This is a genomic window from Shimia sp. Alg240-R146 (assembly GCF_947331465.1).
Taxonomy (GTDB): Bacteria; Pseudomonadota; Alphaproteobacteria; order Rhodobacterales; family Rhodobacteraceae; genus Shimia.
Genome location: NZ_CAMZOK010000001.1, coordinates 1,020,085 through 1,041,496, shown reverse-complemented (window position 1 = coordinate 1,041,496; position 21,412 = coordinate 1,020,085). Strand labels below are relative to the sequence as shown.

Annotated in this window: 21 protein-coding genes; 6 read left to right on the top strand and 15 right to left on the bottom strand. The window is 58.9% G+C overall.

Annotation, left to right across the window (positions count from 1 at the left end; all coding sequences use genetic code 11):
• The first annotated feature begins 88 nt into the window (after positions 1-88).
• Together clpA and PG871_RS05030 are read left to right on the top strand one after the other, a co-directional pair.
• Positions 89-2,419 carry an ATP-dependent Clp protease ATP-binding subunit ClpA gene (gene clpA, locus PG871_RS05035; RefSeq protein ID WP_270726740.1) on the top strand — a complete coding sequence of 777 codons (2,331 nt, stop codon included), beginning with the start codon at positions 89-91 and terminating at the stop codon, positions 2,417-2,419.
• Positions 2,420-2,421: 2 nt separating this feature from the next.
• A complete protein-coding gene (locus PG871_RS05030; protein WP_270726738.1) occupies positions 2,422-3,384 on the top strand; it encodes a M23 family metallopeptidase in 963 nt (320 codons plus the stop codon).
• 6 nt (positions 3,385-3,390) lie between these two features.
• Here PG871_RS05030 and PG871_RS05025 read toward each other — a convergent pair whose 3' ends face one another.
• The 3 genes from PG871_RS05025 to PG871_RS05015 all read right to left on the bottom strand — a co-directional run bounded on the left by PG871_RS05025 (position 3,391) and on the right by PG871_RS05015 (position 7,471).
• Positions 3,391-5,607, bottom strand: coding sequence for a peptidoglycan -binding protein (locus PG871_RS05025; protein WP_270726736.1), 2,217 nt, complete (start codon positions 5,605-5,607; stop codon positions 3,391-3,393).
• A 3-nt stretch (positions 5,608-5,610) separates the two neighbouring features.
• Positions 5,611-6,852: a biopolymer transporter ExbB gene (locus tag PG871_RS05020; RefSeq protein ID WP_270726734.1), complete on the bottom strand. Its 1,242-nt coding sequence runs from the start codon at positions 6,850-6,852 to the stop codon at positions 5,611-5,613.
• Positions 6,853-6,946: 94 nt separating this feature from the next.
• Positions 6,947-7,471: a gamma-glutamylcyclotransferase gene (locus tag PG871_RS05015; protein WP_270726732.1), complete on the bottom strand. Its 525-nt coding sequence runs from the start codon at positions 7,469-7,471 to the stop codon at positions 6,947-6,949.
• 81 nt (positions 7,472-7,552) lie between these two features.
• Between PG871_RS05015 and PG871_RS05010 the strand changes: the two genes are divergently transcribed.
• Positions 7,553-8,581, top strand: coding sequence for a DUF2125 domain-containing protein (locus PG871_RS05010; protein WP_270726729.1), 1,029 nt, complete (start codon positions 7,553-7,555; stop codon positions 8,579-8,581).
• On the opposite strand, the gene PG871_RS05005 is transcribed toward PG871_RS05010, so the two are convergent.
• The 6 genes from PG871_RS05005 to PG871_RS04980 all read right to left on the bottom strand — a co-directional run bounded on the left by PG871_RS05005 (position 8,578) and on the right by PG871_RS04980 (position 13,611).
• The gene (locus tag PG871_RS05005; RefSeq protein ID WP_270726726.1) at positions 8,578-9,471 is read right to left on the bottom strand and encodes an extensin-like domain-containing protein; all 894 of its coding nucleotides are present in this window, start codon (positions 9,469-9,471) and stop codon (positions 8,578-8,580) included. The two genes, PG871_RS05010 and PG871_RS05005, sit on opposite strands and share 4 nt — an antisense overlap.
• The gene (locus PG871_RS05000) at positions 9,468-10,391 is read right to left on the bottom strand and encodes a prephenate/arogenate dehydrogenase family protein (protein WP_270726724.1); all 924 of its coding nucleotides are present in this window, start codon (positions 10,389-10,391) and stop codon (positions 9,468-9,470) included. Before PG871_RS05000 ends, PG871_RS05005 begins: the two co-directional genes overlap by 4 nt.
• On the bottom strand, positions 10,388-11,485 hold the full coding sequence (gene hisC / locus PG871_RS04995; protein WP_270726722.1) for a histidinol-phosphate transaminase: 1,098 nt from the start codon (positions 11,483-11,485) through the stop codon (positions 10,388-10,390). The genes PG871_RS05000 and hisC overlap by 4 nt, the downstream gene beginning before the upstream one ends.
• Positions 11,486-11,710: 225 nt before the next feature.
• Positions 11,711-12,109: a hypothetical protein gene (locus tag PG871_RS04990; protein WP_270726719.1), complete on the bottom strand. Its 399-nt coding sequence runs from the start codon at positions 12,107-12,109 to the stop codon at positions 11,711-11,713.
• A 221-nt stretch (positions 12,110-12,330) separates the two neighbouring features.
• On the bottom strand, positions 12,331-12,951 hold the full coding sequence (rpsD, locus tag PG871_RS04985) for a 30S ribosomal protein S4 (RefSeq protein WP_270726716.1): 621 nt from the start codon (positions 12,949-12,951) through the stop codon (positions 12,331-12,333).
• A gap of 255 nt (positions 12,952-13,206) precedes the next feature.
• Complete coding sequence (locus tag PG871_RS04980) at positions 13,207-13,611, bottom strand: winged helix-turn-helix transcriptional regulator (protein ID WP_333559658.1); 405 nt, start codon at positions 13,609-13,611, stop codon at positions 13,207-13,209.
• Between the two features lie 180 nt (positions 13,612-13,791).
• On the opposite strand from PG871_RS04980, the gene PG871_RS04975 reads away from it, so the two are divergent.
• Positions 13,792-14,172 (top strand): VOC family protein, encoded by a 381-nt coding sequence (locus PG871_RS04975; protein ID WP_270726712.1) that lies wholly within the window; start codon positions 13,792-13,794, stop codon positions 14,170-14,172.
• A gap of 92 nt (positions 14,173-14,264) precedes the next feature.
• On the opposite strand, the gene PG871_RS04970 is transcribed toward PG871_RS04975, so the two are convergent.
• From PG871_RS04970 to PG871_RS04955, 4 genes are all read right to left on the bottom strand, one after another.
• The gene (locus tag PG871_RS04970) at positions 14,265-15,164 is read right to left on the bottom strand and encodes an aspartyl/asparaginyl beta-hydroxylase domain-containing protein (RefSeq protein ID WP_270726710.1); all 900 of its coding nucleotides are present in this window, start codon (positions 15,162-15,164) and stop codon (positions 14,265-14,267) included.
• A 224-nt stretch (positions 15,165-15,388) separates the two neighbouring features.
• The gene (locus PG871_RS04965) at positions 15,389-16,459 is read right to left on the bottom strand and encodes a Hint domain-containing protein (RefSeq protein ID WP_270726708.1); all 1,071 of its coding nucleotides are present in this window, start codon (positions 16,457-16,459) and stop codon (positions 15,389-15,391) included.
• Positions 16,460-16,567: 108 nt separating this feature from the next.
• Complete coding sequence (locus PG871_RS04960) at positions 16,568-17,527, bottom strand: lipid A-modifier LpxR family protein (protein WP_270726705.1); 960 nt, start codon at positions 17,525-17,527, stop codon at positions 16,568-16,570.
• Between the two features lie 162 nt (positions 17,528-17,689).
• Positions 17,690-18,226 carry a peptidoglycan-binding domain-containing protein gene (locus tag PG871_RS04955; protein ID WP_270726702.1) on the bottom strand — a complete coding sequence of 179 codons (537 nt, stop codon included), beginning with the start codon at positions 18,224-18,226 and terminating at the stop codon, positions 17,690-17,692.
• Positions 18,227-18,624: 398 nt separating this feature from the next.
• Here PG871_RS04955 and PG871_RS04950 point away from each other — a divergent pair, with 398 nt between their 5' ends.
• The gene (locus tag PG871_RS04950) at positions 18,625-18,813 is read left to right on the top strand and encodes a hypothetical protein (protein ID WP_270726700.1); all 189 of its coding nucleotides are present in this window, start codon (positions 18,625-18,627) and stop codon (positions 18,811-18,813) included.
• Positions 18,814-19,031: 218 nt separating this feature from the next.
• Here the strand turns inward: PG871_RS04950 and PG871_RS04945 are convergent, their stop codons facing one another.
• The gene (locus PG871_RS04945) at positions 19,032-19,838 is read right to left on the bottom strand and encodes a DUF2092 domain-containing protein (RefSeq protein ID WP_270726697.1); all 807 of its coding nucleotides are present in this window, start codon (positions 19,836-19,838) and stop codon (positions 19,032-19,034) included.
• 128 nt (positions 19,839-19,966) lie between these two features.
• On the bottom strand, positions 19,967-20,578 hold the full coding sequence (locus PG871_RS04940; protein WP_270726695.1) for a LuxR C-terminal-related transcriptional regulator: 612 nt from the start codon (positions 20,576-20,578) through the stop codon (positions 19,967-19,969).
• A 292-nt stretch (positions 20,579-20,870) separates the two neighbouring features.
• On the opposite strand from PG871_RS04940, the gene PG871_RS04935 reads away from it, so the two are divergent.
• Positions 20,871-21,392, top strand: a complete 522-nt coding sequence (locus PG871_RS04935) for a molybdopterin-dependent oxidoreductase (RefSeq protein WP_270726693.1) — start codon at positions 20,871-20,873, stop codon at positions 21,390-21,392.
• Positions 21,393-21,412 lie beyond the last annotated feature (20 nt).

Below are 21,412 nucleotides of genomic sequence, written 5' to 3'. Positions count from 1 at the left end.
CGACCAAACTTTAACGTAACAACCCCATACTGGATGCGAAGCCACCTATGACTTCGCAGTTTCAAGCACCGGAGGGAGCAGAACCACAGTGCCGTCATTTTCGAATTCGCTCGAACAAACCATTCACGCAGCCCTCGCGCTTGCCAATCAACGCAAGCATGAGTTCGCCACGCTCGAACACCTTCTCCTCGCCCTCATGGACGAGCCCGACGCCGTGCGCGTTCTCAAGGCATGTAGCGTCGACCTTGAGGAGTTGCGCCAAAACCTTGTCGAGTTCATTGATGATGACCTGTCCAATCTGGTCACCGACATCGAAGGCTCCGAAGCTGTGCCGACCGCCGCTTTCCAACGGGTGATCCAGCGCGCCGCCATCCATGTTCAAAGCTCCGGCCGCACCGAAGTGACCGGCGCCAACGTGTTGGTTGCGATCTTTGCGGAACGCGAATCCAACGCCGCGTATTTCCTGCAAGAGCAGGATATGACCCGCTATGATGCTGTGAACTATATTGCGCATGGTGTGGCCAAGAACCCTGCCTATGGCGAACCCCGCCCGTTGTCCGGTGCGGATGAAGAACAATCCAGCACACCTGGCTTCGAAGGCGTTGCCGAAGAAGAACCCAAAGACAGCGCGCTGGCAAAATACTGCGTCGACCTGAACGTCAAGGCTGGCAAAGGCGACGTTGACCCGCTGATCGGCCGCGATTCCGAGGTTGAGCGCTGCATTCAGGTGCTGTGCCGCCGCCGCAAGAACAACCCGCTTCTGGTGGGCGATCCCGGCGTTGGCAAAACCGCTATCGCAGAAGGCCTCGCCCGCAAAATCGTTCAGGGCGAAACACCCGAGGTTCTGGCCAAAACCACAATCTTCTCGCTCGACATGGGCGCGCTGCTTGCGGGCACCCGCTATCGCGGCGACTTTGAGGAGCGCCTCAAGGCGGTGGTGACCGAACTCGAAGACCATCCTGACTCGGTTCTGTTCATCGACGAAATCCACACAGTGATCGGCGCTGGTGCCACATCCGGCGGCGCAATGGATGCCTCCAACCTGCTCAAACCTGCGTTGCAGGGCGGCAAACTGCGCACCATGGGCTCCACCACCTACAAAGAATTCCGCCAGCATTTTGAGAAAGACCGCGCCCTGTCGCGTCGCTTCCAGAAAATTGACGTGAACGAGCCCACGGTCGAGGACTCCATCAAGATCCTCAAGGGCCTCAAGGAATACTTCGAGGCGCACCACGGCGTGAAATACACCGCCGATGCGATCAAAACCTCGGTGGAACTGGCCGCACGCTACATCAACGATCGCAAACTGCCCGACAAAGCCATCGACGTCATCGACGAGGCCGGCGCGGCGCAACATCTCGTGGCCGCCTCCAAGCGTCGCAAGACCATCGGCGTCAAAGAGATCGAGGCCGTCGTTGCCAAGATTGCCCGCATCCCCCCCAAAAGCGTGTCCAAGGACGACGCCGAGGTGCTCAAGGATCTGGAAAAATCGCTCAAGCGCGTGGTGTTTGGTCAAAACAACGCAATTGAATCGCTCAGCTCCGCGATCAAACTGGCCCGCGCCGGTCTGCGCGAGCCTGAAAAGCCCATCGGCAACTACCTATTCGCCGGACCAACCGGTGTGGGCAAAACCGAGGTGGCGAAACAACTGGCGGACACGCTTGGCGTTGAACTGCTGCGCTTTGACATGTCCGAGTACATGGAAAAACACGCGGTCTCCCGCTTGATCGGTGCCCCTCCCGGCTACGTTGGATTTGATCAGGGCGGCCTTTTGACCGACGGCGTGGATCAACATCCGCACTGCGTCCTGCTGCTCGATGAGATCGAGAAAGCCCACCCCGATGTGTTCAACATCCTGTTGCAGGTGATGGACCACGGCGAGCTGACCGATCACAACGGCCGCACAGTGAACTTCCGCAACGTGGTTTTGATCATGACCTCCAACGCAGGGGCGGCCGAGCAGGCCAAATCCGCGATCGGCTTTGGTCGCGACCGTCGCGAAGGCGAAGACACCGCCGCGATCGAACGCACCTTCTCACCTGAATTCCGCAACCGTCTGGACGCGGTGATCTCCTTTGCGCCATTGCCAAAAGAAGTCATCATGCAGGTGGTCGAGAAATTCGTGATGCAGCTTGAGGTGCAGCTTCTGGACCGCAACGTCTCCATCGAATTGACGCCCAAGGCTGCCGAGTGGCTCGGAAACGAGGGCTATGATGAAAAGATGGGCGCGCGTCCTTTGGGCCGCGTTATTCAGGAACACATCAAAAAGCCTCTCGCTGAGGAACTGCTGTTTGGCAAACTCGCCAAGGGCGGGCTTGTTAAGGTCAAGGTCAAGGATGGCAAGCTTGTGCTGGACATCTCCGGCCCTGAAAAACGTCGCATCTCTGGTGACAAGCCACCACTGCTGACCGCCGACTGACAGTGCGTCTGACGCTGACAACTCTTTGCGCGCTCGCGGCCTTCCCGGTCGCGGGCGCGCCTGTTTTGCAAACACCCATTGACTGTGACGTCGGCGAAACCTGCTACATCCAGAACTACGTCGATCACACCGCAGACAAGGGTTACATCGATTTCACGTGCGGCCCGCTCAGCTATGACGGCCACAAAGGCACCGACTTTGCCTTGCCCACCTTGCAGGCCATGGCGCAGGGTGTCGACGTGCTCGCCGCTGCACCCGGCGTGGTCAAAGGCACGCGCAACGACATGCGCGACCAGCTTCTGACCAAAGAAAACGCCGACTATGTCAAAGGGCGCGACTGCGGAAACGGGCTGGTCATCGATCACGGGGACGGTTGGGAAACCCAATATTGCCACCTCAAACAAGGCTCCGTGCAAGTTACAACCGGCGAGGTGGTCGCCACCGGTCAGGTCTTGGGTCATGTCGGCTTATCAGGGCGCACACAATTCCCGCATCTGCATATCTCGGTGCGCCACAAGGGTAGGGTTGTTGATCCATTTTCGCCCAACGGGTCTGCTGACACCTGCGGCGAAAGCCAGAACGCCCTTTGGACGGACCCGTTAGAGTATGTTCCGGGCGGCTTGATCCGCGCGGGGTTTGATACCGGCATTCCCGACTACGCCGATGTGAAATCCGGCGCGGCAGGGCGTGCAACAATCGGGTTTGACGCAGACGCGATGGTGGTGTTTGCCTTCGGCTTTGGCAGCCGCCCCGGTGACAGATTGGACATCACGATCACTGGCCCTGCGGGCGAAATTCTATCGACGTCGGTGACCCTCGAAAAACAACAGGCCCAGTATTTCCGTGCGGTCGGCAAGCGCACGCCAAAACGTGGCTGGCCCAAAGGCGCCTATACCGGAGAAATCAAGCTCCTGCGCGAAGGCCGCATTCTGGATCAGACCATGACATCTTTGACGGTCAACTGACGGCGCCTATTTCTCGGTAAACTTCAACTCGATCCGCCGGTTGCGCGCCCGCGCCTCAGCTGAATCCGCTCGATCCACAGGCTGGAATTCCCCAAACCCGTTGGCCGCGAGCCGTTCCGGCGGCAATCCAAGCGCGTCGATCAAATACCGCACCACAGAAAGCGCCCGTGCTTGGCTGAGCTCCCAGTTGTCGGCAAATGCCCCGCCGGTAATCGGCACATCGTCCGTGTGCCCGTCCACGCGCAGCACCCAGTCGATTTCTGCCGGTATGTCGTCGATCACGTTCAACAAAATACCCGCGACTTTCGCCACCTCGGCCTCGCCTTCAAACGACAACTCCGCGCCGCCCGGTGGGAACAAAACCTCTGACGAAAACACAAACCGGTCCCCAACGATACGCACGCCTTCCTGTGCGCCCAACAGGCTGCGCAACCGGCCAAAGAATTCTGACCGGTATTGCGCCAGATCCTGCGTCTGCGCTTCAAGATCCGCTTTCTCCGCCTCAAGCCGCGCCCGTTCCGCCTCTTCCAACAGACGTCGTTTGCGCTCTTCCGCCGCCGCCCGCGCCAGCGCCGCGTTCAGGTCCGAGCCAAGCGACTCAAGCTGCACTTTCGCGGCCACGTCGCGGTCGGCATAATCATCCAGCAACGCCTGCAGGCTGCCCAACTGCGTGCGCAACGCCGCGATCTGCTGATTAAGCGCTTCCACTTTGCGCAAGCTCTCCGCGGATTTGGCCTCTTCGGACTCCAACGCCTTGTTGGCCTCCGCCAACAGCGCGTCGCGTCGCTCCGCCTCGGTCATCGCATTCTGCTCAGCCAATTCCGCCGCCCGCTGTGCCGCCAACGCCGCTGCCAATTGCTCGCGCACGTCGCTACCTTCGCCAAGCGCGTTTTCCGCCGCCAGCTTGGCCGCCAAAGCCGTCGCCAATCGCTCACGCAAGGAACTGCCATTGTCCTCGGCCGACTGCACTGCAACTTCCGCCGCCTCACGTGCGGCCACCGCCGCTGCAAGTTGCTCTTCCAGCGTGGCCACAACATCTTTCAACCCGTCCCGCGTCGCCTCGGCATCGCTCGCCCGGGTTTCCTGTGCCAGTTTCGCTTCCAGCGCCTCCGCCAACCTGGCCTCCAGCACTGCGAGATCGCTCGCAGTCTGGCCAACCTGCGCTTCCGCTCCGGTCCGTGCCGCCTCGGCCGCCGCAAGCTGCGTCAACAATTCCGCAACCGTTGTTTTGCTTTTCTCCACGCCCAAAAGCGCCGCAGCCAGTTCCACTTTTACCGACGCCAATTCGCCGCCGCGTGTGTCGAGTTCAGCCTCAACAGCAGCAAGTTTCAGCACCGTATCCGCCAGATCCGCCCCAACATCCTGCCCTTCGACCAAGGCCGCCGCCAGTTTAATCTCAAGGTCGTCCTGCGCGGTTTTTGCCGCAGCCAATAACGTCAGCGTATCTTCTGCCTCCTGCCGTTTCTGCTCCAACGCCAAGGTCATCGCGGTCAACTCCGCGTCGGCATTTTCCAAACGATTGCGCAATTCTTCGGCCGCTGCGGCCTCCAACAGACGTGCGCGTTCCTCATCTGAAAGCTGCCCCTCCAGATCCACGATCTGCGCCTCACCCTCAGACACATCCGCGCGCAAACTTTCGATCAACGCCTGCATCGCGTCGGCCTCGGCTGCCGCCAACCGCGCCTCTTCAACCTGTGCGTCGATTTCACCACGCGCCTGTGCCAATGCGAGGTTCAACGCATCACGCTCATCCGACAGCGCATCCCGCGCGCCTTCTAGCGCGGCAATGTCACCCAACGCTTGCTCGCGATCCGCCAACAACGCTGCCACTTGCGCTTCAAATGATGTGATCTGCGTCTGCGCCGCATCCAACTGCGCCGCTTGGCGATCCCTTGTGGATGACAGCGACGCGATCAACGCATCGCGCTCCACCAAGGCCGCCTGTGTGTTGCTCAACGTCGCCTGCAATCCGCCGACTTCACCCTCAAGCTCATCTGTCCGTGTGCGCTCCAACCCCAAAGCATCCGCTAACGCCGCCACCTCGGACTCCAAAGCATCCAATTCGGATTCCTGTCCGGTGATGGTCTCGCTCAGCACAAATTGCACGATCATAAAGATCGTCAGCACAAACATCAGCACAAGCAAAAGCCCGGTCATCGCGTCCACGAAACCGGGCCAGATCGAAGCTTGGAACCGTTGTCCCGTGCGGCGACTGAGGGCCATAGCTTAGCTCTCCTGCCCGCCGCCATCCGCTGGCGGTTCGCGTCGACGTACTTTGCCAACGGGCTTGTTTTTTCCACCGTCTTGCGCGCGCCCCAGTTGCCGCAAATTGCGGTTCAACGCGGCGAGGTCCGTGCGCAATTCGGCCATACTTTCCTGACGTCCCGCGCTGATTTCTTCCAAAATCCGAAGCATCTGGACATCGATGGACCGCAACCGCATCCGGCTTTCGGCATCCACGCCGCCTTCGCTCTCTTCCCCGCGCGCTTCAAACTGTTGGATCAACCGCTCCTGTCCCTCAGCCACGCGCAGCAACGCCTGCGTTGCGGGTGCCTGCGTTTCGATGCGGTCGGTCATGCGATGAATGGCCTCGGCCAATTCATTCATTGACCCGCCACCTTCGTTGCGCTCCTGCGCCGTGGCGATCATGGTTTCGCGCAACACATCCAGCTGAGATGACATATGTTCGAAGGCCGCTCCAAGAACGTGGATGTCACCACCCTCGCCTTCGCCCGAGCTGAACCCGACCCGCGTGATCGAGCTCAACCACTCTTCCAGCTCACGGTAAAAACGGTTCTGCCCATGTCCGGCAAACAGTTCCAACAAGCCAACAATCAGCGACCCCGTCAGGCCCAGCAGCGATGAGGCAAAGGCCGTGCCCATGCCACCCAACTGGCTTTCCAGCCCGTCCAGAAGGCGTCCCACCACATCTGCGCTGCTCTCACCTTCGGCCAGGCCAAGGCTTTTGATCGTGTCCACCACAGCCGGCACCGTGGTTGCCAGACCATAAAATGTTCCTAAAAGACCAAGGAAAATCAGCGTATTAACAAGATAACGGGTGATTTCTCGGCCTTCATCGATCCGTGTGGCCACCGAATCCAGAATAGACCGCGTAGACGACGCGCTGATCTGCCCGTTTGCACCGCGTTCCCGCAGCAAGGCTGCCAAGGGCGCCAGCAATTTGGGTGGCGCGTTCACGTCGTAATTGTCCCGCAACCCGACAAACCCTTCGATCCACCGGATCGACGATGTCAGCGACAGCACTTGCCCAAATGTGGCAAAAACGCCGATCAGAAAGACAACGAAAATAAACCCGTTCAGATAGATGTTGGACAGAAAAACATCCATCACGCTTGGCAAAGCGAAGGACGCACCGACGGCTGTCGCGCCCAACACGACCAACATGTAAAGGATCTGGGTTACGGGTCTTTTGAATTTCGGCTCGACTTGACGGTCCGGTTGCTCCATGAGCCCATGTCCTGACACTTGTTTTTCTGGCGTCACCCTACTGGCAAGCACCGGTCCTGCCAAGAAATTTCACGCCGGGCGACCTGTGTTCGCCTCAGCTCGCCACCAATTCCCGAACCCGCAGCGACAACCAATCCAGATCCGCATCTTCTATGCCCAATTCGGTCAAATGACTGGCAGTGTTATAAAGATATTCCGTGTTGGGTCCGCGCCCGCCAACGGCGGTCGAAATGATGCGCGCTTGCTCTTCCAGATGCAGATGGCAGTACTGTACATGGTGCGGGTCGATCACATAGGTAACCGCCTCCACAACACGCCCATCTCTCAGCGAGACGGAAAGCGTCTCTTCCAAATAAGCCGAACTCACCAATTCCCGCTCGCGCAGATACTCCAGCGTTGCCGCCTCCTGCCCGCCGGCCACCTTCAACGCCACCCCCTGACAATGCGCGCCCGTCTCAGCGTCCAGCGCCAGAACCAAACCGGGGTGGGCATCCGTGCCGCGATGATGGATTGAGCGCATGCAAAAACTGCGGTGCCAACCGTGCAACGTGCCAACCGCCTGTTCGCTGACTTCAAAGCCGGGGTTCCACAACAGCGACCCGTATCCAAATACCCACATCTGCCAATTGCGCCTTTTGCTGGTTCCCTGTCTGAGGTCGGGTTAAACACCAAACACAGGACGGCGAAAAGGGTGCGCGCAATGATCCAGTGGACGATGAAATGGATGGCAAGACTTCTGGTGCTTATCGCACTGGCTGTGACTGGCCTGTGGTTTGTCGGCTCTCAGGGCGCAAGCACCGCCTTTGCCACATGGTTCGAAGACCGTCGCGCAGACGGCTGGGCCGCGGATTACGACGACCTGACGGTCAAGGGCTTCCCCTATCGCGTCGACACAACTTTCACCAACATCACGCTGGCGGACCCCGACACCGGCGTGGCCTGGCAAGCTCCGTTCTTTCAAGTCTTTGCTCTGACCTACAAGCCGCACCACCTGATTGCGACTTGGCCCAATGACCAAACCTTGGCGGTGCCCACCGAAAAGCTCGCCGTTAAAACCGAAGAAATGCAGGCGTCGCTGGTGCTGGAACCCGGCGCCGACCTGACGGTCGAACGCTTCAACCTCGACGTTGACACGCTGGCGCTGAACTCTTCTCTGGGCTGGCAGTTGACCGCAACAGGCATCGACCTTGCCTTGCTCCGTCAACCCGCTGCCGATTCCAGCGACACGCCCAGCGCGACTTACCGGCTCGCCCTACGTGCCCAAGACCTCGCGCCGCCTGCTGCCTTCCGCGTGCCCTCCGACATCGACCTGCCGCGCAGTTTTGAAGTGTTTCAAGCCGATCTGGAGGCGACCTTCTCCCGCCCGTGGGATCTGACCGCGATCGAAGACTCCCGTCCGCAGCCCACGGCGCTCGACCTGAAACGCGCCGACATTGTCTGGGGGGATCTGAAATTCAACGCCGCCGGCGCGGTTCGCATCGACAATCTAGGGTATCCAACCGGCAAGATCACAATTCGTCTGGTGAACTGGCGTGACATGATCGCCGTGGCCCGCGCCAGCGACAACTTCGCCCCCGCCGTTCTGGACACGCTGGAACAGGCGCTCACTTTTGTCGCTGGCCTGTCAGGCAACAGCGCGCAAATCGACATTCCGCTGAGCTTCAAAGGCGGCGCGACCCGCTTTGGTCCGATCCCAATCGGCCCAGCCCCACGCCTCGTGCTGCGTTAACGGCAATACGGCCCGCCGCGATGGCGCGCCACGTCGAAATGAAAATGGTCACGGTGGTGACGGTCCGCATTGGGGCCAAGAACCGTGCCAAACGGCCCACACGCGCTCCGGTGCATCTCTCTGAGCATACGCCCCTTGCTGCCTTTGCCCCAATCGTTCAGAACCGATATTTCTTCGCCGCTCTTGGTGTAAAGCGCTGAAATATCAATGGCTTTGCCCTTGCCGTGCTCACTGATCTTGCCGCCTTTGCGGTTGTTGCGAGTGCGACAGGAGTAGCCCGCCGCCACCTTCAGCTTGGCAACACCGCCGCCAAAATGCTTGACCGCATCCGCCACGCCCTCGTCCACCCAACGCTGCAAGGCAAACGCCGTGTCACAGGTCATCACAGCTGGCGTGCTCAGGCTCACATCACTGACTTGATAGACCTTGATCGCGCCGGATTTGATACCACATCCAGCCAGCTTTCCCGGCACCGGCGCATGGGCTGTACCGATGATATTGCGGCTCTTGCACAGGTAACTCATGCCCTCGGGCAACCGCTTGTTCCGCTTGCGCTGCGTCGTCGTTCCATTCTCCGCGGCATCACGACCCGACGCCATCGCCGTTTGCGTCACGTTCGACGTCGCGCGTTTCGACGTGGGCTTTGCCGCGGGAACCGCCGCCGCAGTCGGCGCAGCTTGGGAACTTTTTTCGCCAACGCGTTCAATCCGCGCCGGGCGTAGCTTGGGTCGCAATGACTGCTCGGGCGCCAATGCGGTCAACGCCACTGGGTACACATGTTCGCGGGTTACGGGGCGAAGGCTGGTTTTCGGTGCCTTCGCGACTGCGATGCCACCCAAAGCAGTCAAAGCCGTGGCCAGGGTCAGCCCTATGACACCGCGCAGGGTCACCGGCTGCCACCTTCGCGGCCAAAGTTCGGCGCAGCCGTATCCTGCCCCGCTTCGATGATGCCCCGCCGAATGGCGCGCGTGCGGCTGAAATAGTCGTGCAAATGGTCGCCATCGCCGGTTCTGATCGCACGTTGCAACGCAAACAGCTCTTCGGTAAAGCGCCCAAGAATTTCAAGCGTGGCGTCTTTGTTGTTCAGAAACACGTCCCGCCACATCGTCGGATCCGACGCCGCGATCCGTGTAAAATCGCGGAAACCGGCGGCGGAATATTTGATGACTTCGCTGTCGGTCACACGGCGCAAATCATCCGCCACGCCCACCATCGTATAGGCAATTAGGTGCGGCGCATGGCTGGTGACGGCCAACACCAAATCATGATGGTCCGCTTCCATCTCATCCACGTTGGCACCGATGCCTTCCCAGAACAGACGCAACTGCGCGACCGCTGCCGGATCACTGCCTTCTACAGGCACCAAAAGGCACCACCGGTTGTCAAACAACTCGGCAAACCCGCTTTCCGGGCCGGAGTGTTCGGTGCCGGCCAGCGGGTGCGCTGGCACAAAATGCACACCGTCTGGCAAATGCGGTGCCACAGCGTCAATCACGCTGCGCTTGACCGAGCCTACATCCGTAACAGTCGCGCCTGGCTTCAGCGAAGGCGCAATCTCGGCCGCAACCGCGTCCATTGCGCCCACCGGCACACATAACACAATCAGATCAGCGCCTTCAACGGCCTCCGCCACACTGTCACAAACAGTGTCACACAGCCCGATCCGGCGCGCGGTGTCTCGGCTTTCCGCAGATTTCGCAAAGCCCGTGACTTCGCCAGCCAGCCCGCCGCGCTTTATGGCCCAGAACATCGACGATGCAATAAGCCCCAGCCCGATCAGGGCGACCCGTTCGTAAACCGGCGCGCTCACTTGGACCCGCCGTGATACTCGGCCTTGAACTTCCCAACGGCATGCGCCACCCGACGACAGGCCGGTTCATCACCCACCGTGATCCGCAGGCAATTGGGCAGACCATAGCCCGCCACGCGCCGCACAATCAGCCCCTCACCTTTGAGGTAACTGTCGCAAGCCTCCGCCTCGGCCTGATCCGCAAACCGTGCGAGAATAAAATTGCTGGTCGAGGTGTCGGATGGCACACCGTTTTCCGCAAGCGCCTCGGCAAGCCACGCCCGCATACGCGCATTTTCGGTCCGGCACTTCGCAACCCATTCCTGATCGCGCACCGCCGCCTCGGCCACATCCATCTGGATATTGGACAGGTTGAACGGCTGGCGCACCCGATTGAGCACGTCGATAATCTCTTTCGGGGCATAGCCCCACCCAACCCGCAATCCGCCAAGCCCGTAGATCTTGGAGAAAGTGCGCGTCATCACCACATTATTGCGGGATTCGACCAGTGATGCGCCGCCGTCAAAGCCTTCGACGTACTCGGTATAGGCACCGTCATGCACCAGAATGCAGCCTTTGGGCAGGCCGTCCGCCAGCCGCGCCACTTCGTTGCCGCCAATCATCGTACCGGTCGGGTTGCCGGGATTGGCAATGAACATGATTTTGGTCTTTTTGGTGCAGGCCGCCAACATCGCATCCACATCCACGGTGCGTTCGCGCTCAGGCACGGCAACCGGTTTGGCACCAACCATCTTGGCCAGAATGGGATACATTGAAAAGCCGTGCTCGGGATACACGATCTCATCGCCTTCGCCGGCAAACGCTTGCGTCACAAACTGCAACACCTCGTCGCTGCCGACGCCGCAAATGATACGCTCCACATCCAGCCCATGCACATCCGCAATCGCGGCCCGCAGGCCGGCATGATCCGTCGACGGATACCGATGCAAATTATGGCTGGTCTTGGCGTGGGCCACTTTGACCACATCCGACGATCCAAGGGGGTTTTCGTTGGACGACAGCTTGACCACATCGGTCACGCCTTCCACCGTCGAAGAGCCGCCAACATAAAGGTCGATATCCATAATGCCCGGCTGCGGCGAAATCACTGACATAACATCCTCCACTTACGCAGAGGTGTTTAGCTGCGCGGTGCCACATTGGAAAGCCACCAGCGCCCCATTGCGCCAATATGCGCCCTTGAGGCAACGTTTGGTCTCACATCGCGCCTCGCTTGCCTGTCGAAACGGAAAAAACAGCGGTCCTGCCGCTGCACACCCCACCTGACGGCACCCACATTCGGACAGGCCCATGTCGGCTGTTTCCAAGCCTAAGCGCGCTCAGGCGTAAAAATCGATGAACGACTTCGTGCTGTCCACGCCGTTGGCCTCAAGTTCTGCCATCATCACCTGCGCAAAATCGCTCCCGCCGCTGCTTTCAAACCGCGCGATGGCCGAGGTGATCATCGTCATCACCGACGCATCCAGCGTCTGCGATCCAAGCGCGCGCTGCGCCCCGCCATAGGCTTGACCAGACACTTCGTTGCTAAGCGCTTGCTCCTCTCGAGCATCCACCTCATGCATGGCTTTTTTGGCGGCTGGTTGTTCGACCTTGCCGGTATCCCGGCTGCCATATTTGGTCAAAGCTGCCGTCACCATAGCACTTTGCACGGGCGTAAGAACGACCACGCGCGGCTGTTGGGTGGTCGACACCATGTTTGGTTGCAATGTAACTGCCATCCGAGCTTTCCTTTCCAGTCAGAAATGAACGCAGGCAGTTCTTGCCCAATCCCCAAGCGTATTTGACACTTTGCATGGTTTAGAATTCGTTAATTCGCCTCCCAACCCATAGAATTGTTGATAATTCCTCACCAAGCACGCGACCAAGCCCCACGGCAAAAAGAAAACCCGCTGCGCGGCGGCAGCGGGTTTTGCAAAACTCTTTGGTATGTCGGCGAAGATTAGTTCTTCGCGTAGAATTCAACCACCAGGTTTGGCTCCATCTGAACCGGATACGGTACATCAGACAGGCCAGGCGCGCGCACGAATGTCGCTTTCATTTTGGAGTGGTCCGCATCGATGTAGTCAGGCACATCGCGCTCGGGCAGAGCAACGGCTTCCAGCAGAACTGCCAGCTGTTTGGACTTCTCGCGAACTTCGATCACGTCGCCTTCTTTGACGCGGTAAGATGCGATGTTCACGCGCTGACCGTTCACCAGAACGTGGCCGTGGTTCACAAACTGACGTGCCGCGAAAACGGTTGGAACGAACTTGGCACGGTACACAACCGCGTCCAGACGACGCTCCAGCAGGCCGATCAGGTTTTCACCGGTATCGCCTTTAACACGCTCGGCTTCGCCGTAGATGCGACGGAACTGTTTCTCGGTCAGATCGCCGTAGTAGCCTTTCAGCTTCTGCTTGGCACGCAGCTGTGTGCCGAAGTCAGACAGTTTGCCTTTGCGGCGCTGTCCGTGCTGGCCGGGGCCATATTCGCGACGGTTTACTGGGGATTTGGGGCGACCCCAAATGTTTTCGCCCATGCGGCGATCAATTTTATACTTGGCAGACGTACGTTTAGTCACGGCTGTTCTCCTTCGTTTAGGTTTCGAAGGGCGTTGTCCTCTTGCCGGATTTTGCCGACATGACAGGCATCCTCTTGCGAGGGCCACCAACACCAATGGAGCCGCGCTTATACGCGCGTTGGCGGGGGAGTCAAGCGGGGTTTGCTGCAGTCGCGAAATCAGCCCTGAAACGGGCCACGCCGCCAATGATCGATCCAGCACGCAAGCCCAACGGCATTTGCGAAGGCGGCCGCTGCCACCATTGGCAAACCCCTCTCACGCTCCAAACGTCACGGCCGATGCGGCGACCTCGCTGATGGCGCCACCGGTACTGACCGCAAGATATCGGGACCGCGGCGGTCGCGTAAACTCGTCCACCTGACGGCACACCCATTGCCGCGCCTCCATGGTTTTCAACGACTGTGACAAGGCGCGATCCGTTATCGGCGAAAGATCTCGTTTGATTTCGATAAAATGACGCGAACTGTGCAGGGTCGCCAAAACCGGAAGCGTCCACGACCGGCGCAGCAAATCCTGATCTGCTTCTTTTGCGACGCCGGCTATCTGACTGGCAAGTTCGGCGGCAGCCCCCCCCAATTGGGTGAGGCGAAACTCCGGACGCAACGGATGACCATGGCCGGGGTTTCGCTCGACCAGGCCTATGTTGATCAGATGTTGCATGCTTTGCGCAAAGGCGGTCCTGCCCGCGCCGGTTGCCCCCAAAAGAGGCGCCTGCCGCCCGGGGATGCCCGCATGCATATGCGCAAGGATCGGCAACGCCCAGGCTTTGGAAGTGATATTGACAAACAGGCTAATGTCCATAAAGTATAGTTAATATAATTTGAATCATAAGGGAAGCCCATGTCACTTATTTCAGTAGATAAAACGATTACCATTGCCATGTCTGTGAAGGACCGCCACGCCAGCGCCAAGTGGCTCGAGGACATGTTGGGATTTAAGCTGCTCTACCATGCGGATGAGGCTGGGTGGTCTGAAATACAGACCAACACTCCCGGCGTCACAATCGGTCTGGGCGAACATACAAAACCAGTGCCGGGCAACTGCGTGCCGGTCTTCGGGATCGCCGATCTGGATGCCGCGCGGCAAAAGCTGGAACAGGCCAACGTCAAATTCGATGGCGACACGGATGTCGTCGAAGGCATGGTCAAAACCGCGACATTTTACGACCTCGATGGCAACGCGCTAATGCTTGCTGAGGATTTGACCGGCGGGGCCGCGTAAAAGCTTCACTCCGCAGCATCAAACCAGCTACCCCGAACAACAAAAAGGCGCGGTCCCCCGCGCCCTTTTCAAATCCATACGTCATTCACTCATCAAAAGAAGATCAGCCAGATGATCAGCGCATAGAGCCCGTATTGCAGAAAGTAATAGAGCGGTTTGTTGAACGCTTTGATCTTCTTGCCAAACATCCGCACCTTCTGAATGCCGCCAAAGGCCCGGTTCACGCCGCCGATCTTGTCGCCGGGCATATTGGCCGTCGCCGAGGCCGACATCACAACGTTGGAAAACAGCGTGTTGATCCAGTTCACAAACCCGAACTTTACCGGCCGGCGGATATCCAGAAACAGCACAATCCGGTTCTTGTCGGTCTGGTTCTCGGCAAAGTGCAGATAGGTCTCATCAAACATCACCACCTCGCCGTCCTGCCAGGCATAGCGCTCCCCGTCGACCTCGATGAAACAGTTGTCATCGTTGGGCGTGTCCAGCCCCATGTGATAGCGCAGCGAGCCGGCAAACGGGTCGCGGTGCGTCACCAGCCGCGCGCCCGGTGGCAGCATCGCAAACATCGCACCTTTAACGCTGGGCAGGCTTTCCACCAACGCCGTGGTCTTTGGACACAGGTTGCTGGCCGAGTCCAGCGAGCTGCCGTACCACTTCAGATAAAACCGCGTCCAGCCGGTTTTGAAAAACGAATTGAACCCGATGTCATCGTGCTTGTCCGAGGCCTTGATCGCGCCCTGATCGTTGAGAAACCGCGCCTCTTCGCGGATCTCTTGCCAACGCTCTTGCAAAACGTCCAGCTCCGGAAACAGCGCCGGATCGACATAGGGTGTCGTCGGCACGTTGGAGGTGGCGTAAAACAAACAGTTGATCGGGCCAAAGATGTTCGCGTGGTCCGTGATGGCGCGGCGCCATTTTGCGTGCCTTTGCGTGCCGCGCGTCTGCACATAAATCCCGCAAAGGACAAAAATCAAAAGTATGGCAATTCTCATGAGCCGACCCTCAAATTGATGAGTGTTTAAATAACCTCTTCCGACAAGAATCGCACGGCGCCGTAAGGTGATCAAGTGCCTCGGCGAGACATTCGGTTCTTTCCGGCACGTATGCCCGCGTAACCGGTGCGACAAATTCGACCCGACCTAGTGCGCGGGCCATCAACGGAAAACGCCCCGATCTCAAGGATCAGGGCGTTCTAAATTTTAACTCGGCGGATTGCTTAGGCTGCGTCGTGCATCAAGATCGCCGCTTCGCTCGCTGTGAGATTGCGCCGCGCATATGGCCCATAGTTATGTGGATTGATCTCCAGCTCAGGCAGCTTATCCAAAAGCCGCATACGATCAGTGTCCGCCAACGAGTCCATCGCCGCGTTTGCCGGATGAAAACTCTCGCTCTCCACGCCATTGGCCCAAAGGATCTCGTGTCCTGGCAACAAGAGGTGCACATATGTCACCTCACGCAGCGCATGATCCACCGCCACGCTTGACCCGTTCACCAGATCACGCGCCGCCACCAAAACCTCGTTTGTATTGAACAACGCCCGTGCAGCCGCGCCGCGCACCAACATGCGGTGATCGGGTGAAACCAGCAGTTCTTCGTCGGGTCGATCAATGCCCAGCGCGCCCGCCCGTATGCGAATAGGCCGCAGCTTGGGCATCGCAAACAAGCGCGCACCGGTCATCCGCCGGCTGCCAATCCACTGCACGTCCTGCGCACCGTTGTCGCGGGTTTGCACGCGATCGCCTTCCCGCAGATCCTCGATGCGACGAGGCCCCTCGGGTGTAGCAATCATGGTGCCCGGCGTGAAACAAATCACCCCGGCGCCCACCGTTCCCGGCGCCCGCGCCTCTAGCGCTTCCATAGAATGATGCACCACCCAAAGCTCACGCCTTTTTGGTGGAAGTTCATCCAGAAACATCAGCAAAGGTGCACTGCCCGGCACCTCGATCACTGTCGCTGTATAGCTTTGCGTTCCGTCGGTGACGACAAAACCGCCCTCCATGAGCGGATCGTCCCCTTCAAGATGTCCAAGGTCAACTGATGTCCCATCCCCGGTCACAGCTGCACCTACCAAACGGCGCACCATGCGCGCCGCCCGTTTTCGTATATTTGTCCCTTCTTCCCCATGGTCGAGACGCAAAAGCGTGCCGGAGCCGTCCACTTGGACGGCGTCCCCAGTCCACGACCACACCACGCCTGTTTCCAGCGTTTGTACCGGTGCGGCCCTAAGACCATCTACTTCTGTTTGCGACCAGGAGATGACGAACGTGCCACGAAAGCCCGTTTTCATTGCCCGATAACCTGCCATTTAGTTTTTTTATTAACGACAAGTTAACAAAGCCGATTCGGTGTGCCTAGCCCGAATTTTAAAAAAGTGATTGGCTGATACCGTTTAGCCTCAGAAGTTAAAGTCCAGCTTGATTGCACCGACCAACTGATCGTCGCTCTGACCTTTAAATTCTTTGCTCAACCAGCTTACCCCATAGAACACGTGATACGCCTCACCGCGCACATGAATGCCCGCGCGCACGCGGCTGCGCTCGTCACTCAGCTGATAGCCGTCGCTGCTCGGCAAGTAGACGCTGTCAAAGACCTTGGCGATGTCTGCACCCGCAACAAAAGACACGCTTTTTTGGTGATTTCGAATGGTCCGATACCGGTGCCCTGTGACCCAATCGCGCACCAAAAGTTCACCCTGACCGAACTGGCCAATTGTCACATCAAATCCGGCCCGCGCCAGGGTTTCGTCGCCCGCGCGCAGCTCCATAAACGGACGCAGTGTGCCCCGCTCGCCCACTTTCAAATCGCGTCCGATCTCGCCCACAAACCGCGGGATAATCTGATCCCCGATCTGCGCCGCACGGACGGCATCCGACGGCCCATCAATGCCGACCAAGTCATGCAGCGCACCTTGCAATTGATCCAGTCGCGTCATCGGGCCGATCGCAACAAGATCACCGCCCAAGGCAAATTCTGTGCCGCCGCGCTGGAAATGTGTGTGCAACCCGACAAACAGCGACCCCGCCCACCGGCGATCACCCGGCGCTGGCGTCACAAGGTTTGCAGGTGAAATGATCTCGCCGCCGATCCGCAGCTCGAGAATATCGCCAAATTCTTCTGGCAAGGCCCCATCCCAGCCGCGTCCCCAAACGCGCGACGTGCTATAAGATCCGCTGCGCCAACGGTCGTATCCGTCGCCAAGCGCGTCATTGACCAAAAGATTGCCGAATCCGAGTCGCTCCCGCGCCTCTGAAACAGGCACGGTCGCACTGTCTTCGGCCACTGCAGGCAAAGAGGCTGGAAAATAGGAGGCGCACATGCAAAGCGCGCCCAAAACGGTGGAGGCAAATCGGCCCATAAACTCAAATCGTCCCTGCTCTGGCCCCCACCAAGCTCGCGGACCCTACCCGCTGGACGTGTCTACCGCTAGTGCAACTGCGCCACACCCGCCATCAAAATGAAAAGGGCGGCCCGCATTTCTGCCGCCGCCCTTCCGTAGTGTTTTCAAAGGCAAACGCCGTCACTCTTCGACGTTTTTGCCCTCATCATCCTCAGGTGCCGGATCAGCAGGTTCTGCTTCGGAGTCCGGATCTTCCTCCGCAGCATCTGCCGCGTCCGCACCTTCAGCTTCATCAGCTTCAGCCGCCTCAGCGGCTGGCGTCTCCGTTTCATCTGGCGGCAAAATGCCAAGCAACTGCGCCGTGGGCTCGTCTACTGCACCAGTCTGCTCCAGTTCATAGTCATACTGCAGCCACAAAAGCGCGGCTTCGGTCGACCGTCCGAAAACACCATCAACGGCGCCGACGTCATAGTCATAACCGCCCAACAGCGTCTGCAATTCCCGCACTGCAGGTCCGCGCGTCATCGGCGAAGTCAACGACAATCCAAGCATGGTTTCGGCTTCAGCAGCACCGTCCTCATCGGTTGGTGTGACAACCTCATAGACCTGTGTGTCGTCATGATACGTCGGACGATACAGGACACCATCACATAGATAGAGCGTCTCGGACCCGTCTTTGACCTTCTCGCACTCTTTGTCGTCTGGAAGAGAGGTCACGTAGACAAGCGTCGAACCGGCCACGATAGCGGTGAAATACCACCCCCAACTCGGGTACCAATAATAGCTGCCCCAATGCCAATGCGGCGGACGATAGTAGGGCGGGTTATAATGTGGCGGCCTCCAGCCGGGCGGACGATGGCCCGGCGGGCGCCATCCGGGAGGCTTGGGTGGCCGCACCGGCTTACCAAATTCAGGCAATTGCGTGGGTGGAGGCCGAGAACCCGGTGGGCGGTTGCCCGGCGGACGGGAGCCCGGAGGCCGCTCACCCGGCGGTCTAACGCCCGGCGGCCGGGTGCTTGGCGGCCTGGTCCCGCTGCCCGGCAAGCTTGGCAACGTCGCCGGACGATCCGGTCGCGTTCCCGGCTGGCTCGGCCGAGTCGACGGCTGACTTGGCCGTGTCGACGGCTGGCTTGGCCGTGTCGACGGCTGGCTCGGTCGTGTCGACGGCTGGCTCGGCCGTGTCGAAGGTTGGCTCGGCCGTGTCGACGGCTGGCTTGGCCGTGTCGACGGCTGGCTTGGCCGTGTCGATGGTTGCGTCGCCGGGCGCGATGGCCGTGTGCTTGGCGCAGAAGGTCGCGGTTTAATAGATGGCGCTGGTCGCGCCTTTGGCGCCTGTATTGCCGGTCGCGTCCGCGCTGCACCTGGTCGTGCTGTCGGCTGCCGACTGAATCCACCACCCGCTCCGGCGCGGCGCGCCTGTGCATAGGCTGCGTCCGGCCCCGAAAACCCTGACAGGAACGGCACTGGCGTTTGCGTAAGAGCAATGACAAAGCTCAAGAAAAATCCAAACAGACGTCGCATCTCAGTTCCCCCCCTCAGTCACATCGTTATTGCGCTTAGGCCACACCAAACGGTCGTCCTCGTCCTCCGGATAAAAGGTGAAACTGTCTTCCGTGATGTCCGGCGCAAATTCCCAATTGCTGAAATAGGCCCGATATTGCGGCCACCCCTGCTCATAGGGGTTTGTGCCAACAATCATTGCCAAAACGGGGTTCACCGGATCGGTGGTGATCCACATTTGCAAGTCTTCTTGATAACTGGACATGGCCACGTGGTGCACCTCTATGCCCGCGACCCGCTTGACCCCCAAATACGCTGCCGCGGTAATGTCTCCCAAAAACTCATCTGCAAAATCTGGCACCAGAACCTTCCAGATCGGCAGGCTCTCAGAATGCTCCTCGCGCACAGCCTCTGTAAGCTCGTCAAACGTGCCGAAAAACGGCATATGCGTGTAGGCGTTTTTCTCTGGCAAATGAACCGTCAGCCCGTAGCCATCAAAAAAGAACTCCCGCGAACCCTCTTCTTGCTCGACATAGGCGTAATAATTGTCCGGCCGCGCCACCATTGCACGACCACTGCGAACGTGGGTCAGCTTTTCGCGACCATCAATCACCTGATCAAATGACACCAACCAATTGACCGCGACGGTCTCCTGCGTCGTAAGGACCGTGGCAACGCTCTCGACGATTTCGATCGCGCGCGGATCAAGCCGCATCATTGCAGGATCAGCGGGCGTATCGTTTTCTTCCTGGGTTTCTTGCGCAAGGCCCGCCCCCGCGCTCAACGCCAAAACAAAAGCGATCAACCATTTAGCATTAAACCGGCGCATGAAATCTCCTGTTCAAAAAACTGGATCCGCTGCCGGTGCTGTCAGGCGACTCGATCCGGCGACGGTTTTCTCTTCCCCAACCCTACTCGTATGCCCGCCCATTCCCAAACCTTTGATAGGGGGAAAAATCAGAACAACTTTGCTTCGCGCGCCAAAAGAGCGGCCTGCGTCCGGTTTGAGGCACCAATTTTTCGATACAGATTTTTCACGTGCAGCTTCACGGTCGGCTCGGAAAGCTCCAGATCTCGGGCGATTTCCTTGTTGGATTTGCCATTGGTTAGCCCTTCCAGAACCTGCAACTCACGTTTTGTCAGGCGCTTCGCCATCGGGTGGGCCGAATGCTCGGTCGGCACCAAAAGGTCAAGCGGGACGAACTGCTCCCCCGCCGCCATAAACCGGATGGCGTTGACCAACGACTTGGCCGGTAGCGTTTTCGGCACAAACCCGGCGGCTCCGGCGTCAATGGCTTCCTGCACCACCGCCCGCGGCGCCTCGCCGGAAATCAATGCCACGCGGGGTCCATCCGGCAGGTCCAGCACCCGCCGCAATCCTTCCAGCCGGTTCATGCCGGGCATGTTGTAATCCAGCAGCACAAGATCAAACGGTCCATCGTTGTGAATAAGGGTCATGGCCTGATCCAAAGTCGGCGCAGTCAGAACGTCGATGCCACCCGCCGTCTGCACATAGGCAACAAGCGTGTCTCGCAACAAATCATGATCATCTGCGATGAGGATCAACACGACGAACTTCCTTTGATCTACCCCTTCCAACTGCCCACGTCAGGCGCCGGTGTGCAAGGCACGGTTTCCCTAACCTGACACAGGAGGCAATCTCTAGTCTAAGGTATTTGGGTCAATTGCCAAAAGACTCAGCAAAATCCCCGTGGCGTCCTTTTATTGTTGCGCGACCCACTTGGTTTCCCCCACGTCAAAATGAAAAACCTATCCTTATGGATAGGTAACTATCCCTTTGATCGGTGCAGTTGTGTCAGAACTTCTGCAATAACAGGGTAAGCATACAGGACACCAAGACATGACTTTTGTATTTCGCACAGCCGTGTCTTTCGTTTTTTGCCTGCTGCTACCACTCACGACGGCCTTCGCGGCTGATGACGTTCCGGCGGCACCTACCGGAAGCGTCATACTGACTGTATCAGGCAAAATCGGCGCCAAGAACGCTGAGGGTACGGTTCAGTTCGACATCGACATGCTGCGCGCACTGCCAGCGGAAACGGTGTCGACATCGACCATATGGACGGAAGGGGTTCATGTGTTCACGGGTGTACCGCTAGCGTTGCTGCTCGATGAACTGGGGAGTTCGAGCAGCACGCTGCGGGCTTTGGCCATCAACGACTATGCGATCGAATTGCCGGTCTCAGAGTTGCAGGACAAAGCCCCGATCCTCGCCTATGAAATGAATGGCGAGCCTATGCACCGCCGCGACAAAGGCCCGCTTTGGATCATCTACCCCTACGATTCTTCTGCCGAATACCAGACATCTCTGGTCTATTCCCGCAGCGTCTGGCAACTCGACAGGCTTGAACTCGTCGATTAACCTTCCGCCCATGGTTTTAC

What these genes read in the sequence shown, in the direction of transcription:
- PG871_RS05025 (WP_270726736.1), bottom strand. Translation starts at nt 5,607, where the DNA reads ATGGCCCTCAGTCGCCGCACGGGACAACGGTTCCAAGCTTCGATCTGG.
- PG871_RS05020 (WP_270726734.1), bottom strand. Translation starts at nt 6,852, where the DNA reads ATGGAGCAACCGGACCGTCAAGTCGAGCCGAAATTCAAAAGACCCGTA.
- PG871_RS05015 (WP_270726732.1), bottom strand. Translation starts at nt 7,471, where the DNA reads ATGTGGGTATTTGGATACGGGTCGCTGTTGTGGAACCCCGGCTTTGAA.
- PG871_RS05010 (WP_270726729.1), top strand. Translation starts at nt 7,553, where the DNA reads ATGATCCAGTGGACGATGAAATGGATGGCAAGACTTCTGGTGCTTATC.
- hisC (WP_270726722.1), bottom strand. Translation starts at nt 11,485, where the DNA reads ATGTCAGTGATTTCGCCGCAGCCGGGCATTATGGATATCGACCTTTAT.
- PG871_RS04990 (WP_270726719.1), bottom strand. Translation starts at nt 12,109, where the DNA reads ATGGCAGTTACATTGCAACCAAACATGGTGTCGACCACCCAACAGCCG.
- PG871_RS04980 (WP_333559658.1), bottom strand. Translation starts at nt 13,611, where the DNA reads ATGCAACATCTGATCAACATAGGCCTGGTCGAGCGAAACCCCGGCCAT.
- PG871_RS04975 (WP_270726712.1), top strand. Translation starts at nt 13,792, where the DNA reads ATGTCACTTATTTCAGTAGATAAAACGATTACCATTGCCATGTCTGTG.
- PG871_RS04970 (WP_270726710.1), bottom strand. Translation starts at nt 15,164, where the DNA reads ATGAGAATTGCCATACTTTTGATTTTTGTCCTTTGCGGGATTTATGTG.
- PG871_RS04965 (WP_270726708.1), bottom strand. Translation starts at nt 16,459, where the DNA reads ATGAAAACGGGCTTTCGTGGCACGTTCGTCATCTCCTGGTCGCAAACA.
- PG871_RS04960 (WP_270726705.1), bottom strand. Translation starts at nt 17,527, where the DNA reads ATGGGCCGATTTGCCTCCACCGTTTTGGGCGCGCTTTGCATGTGCGCC.
- PG871_RS04945 (WP_270726697.1), bottom strand. Translation starts at nt 19,838, where the DNA reads ATGCGCCGGTTTAATGCTAAATGGTTGATCGCTTTTGTTTTGGCGTTG.
- PG871_RS04935 (WP_270726693.1), top strand. Translation starts at nt 20,871, where the DNA reads ATGACTTTTGTATTTCGCACAGCCGTGTCTTTCGTTTTTTGCCTGCTG.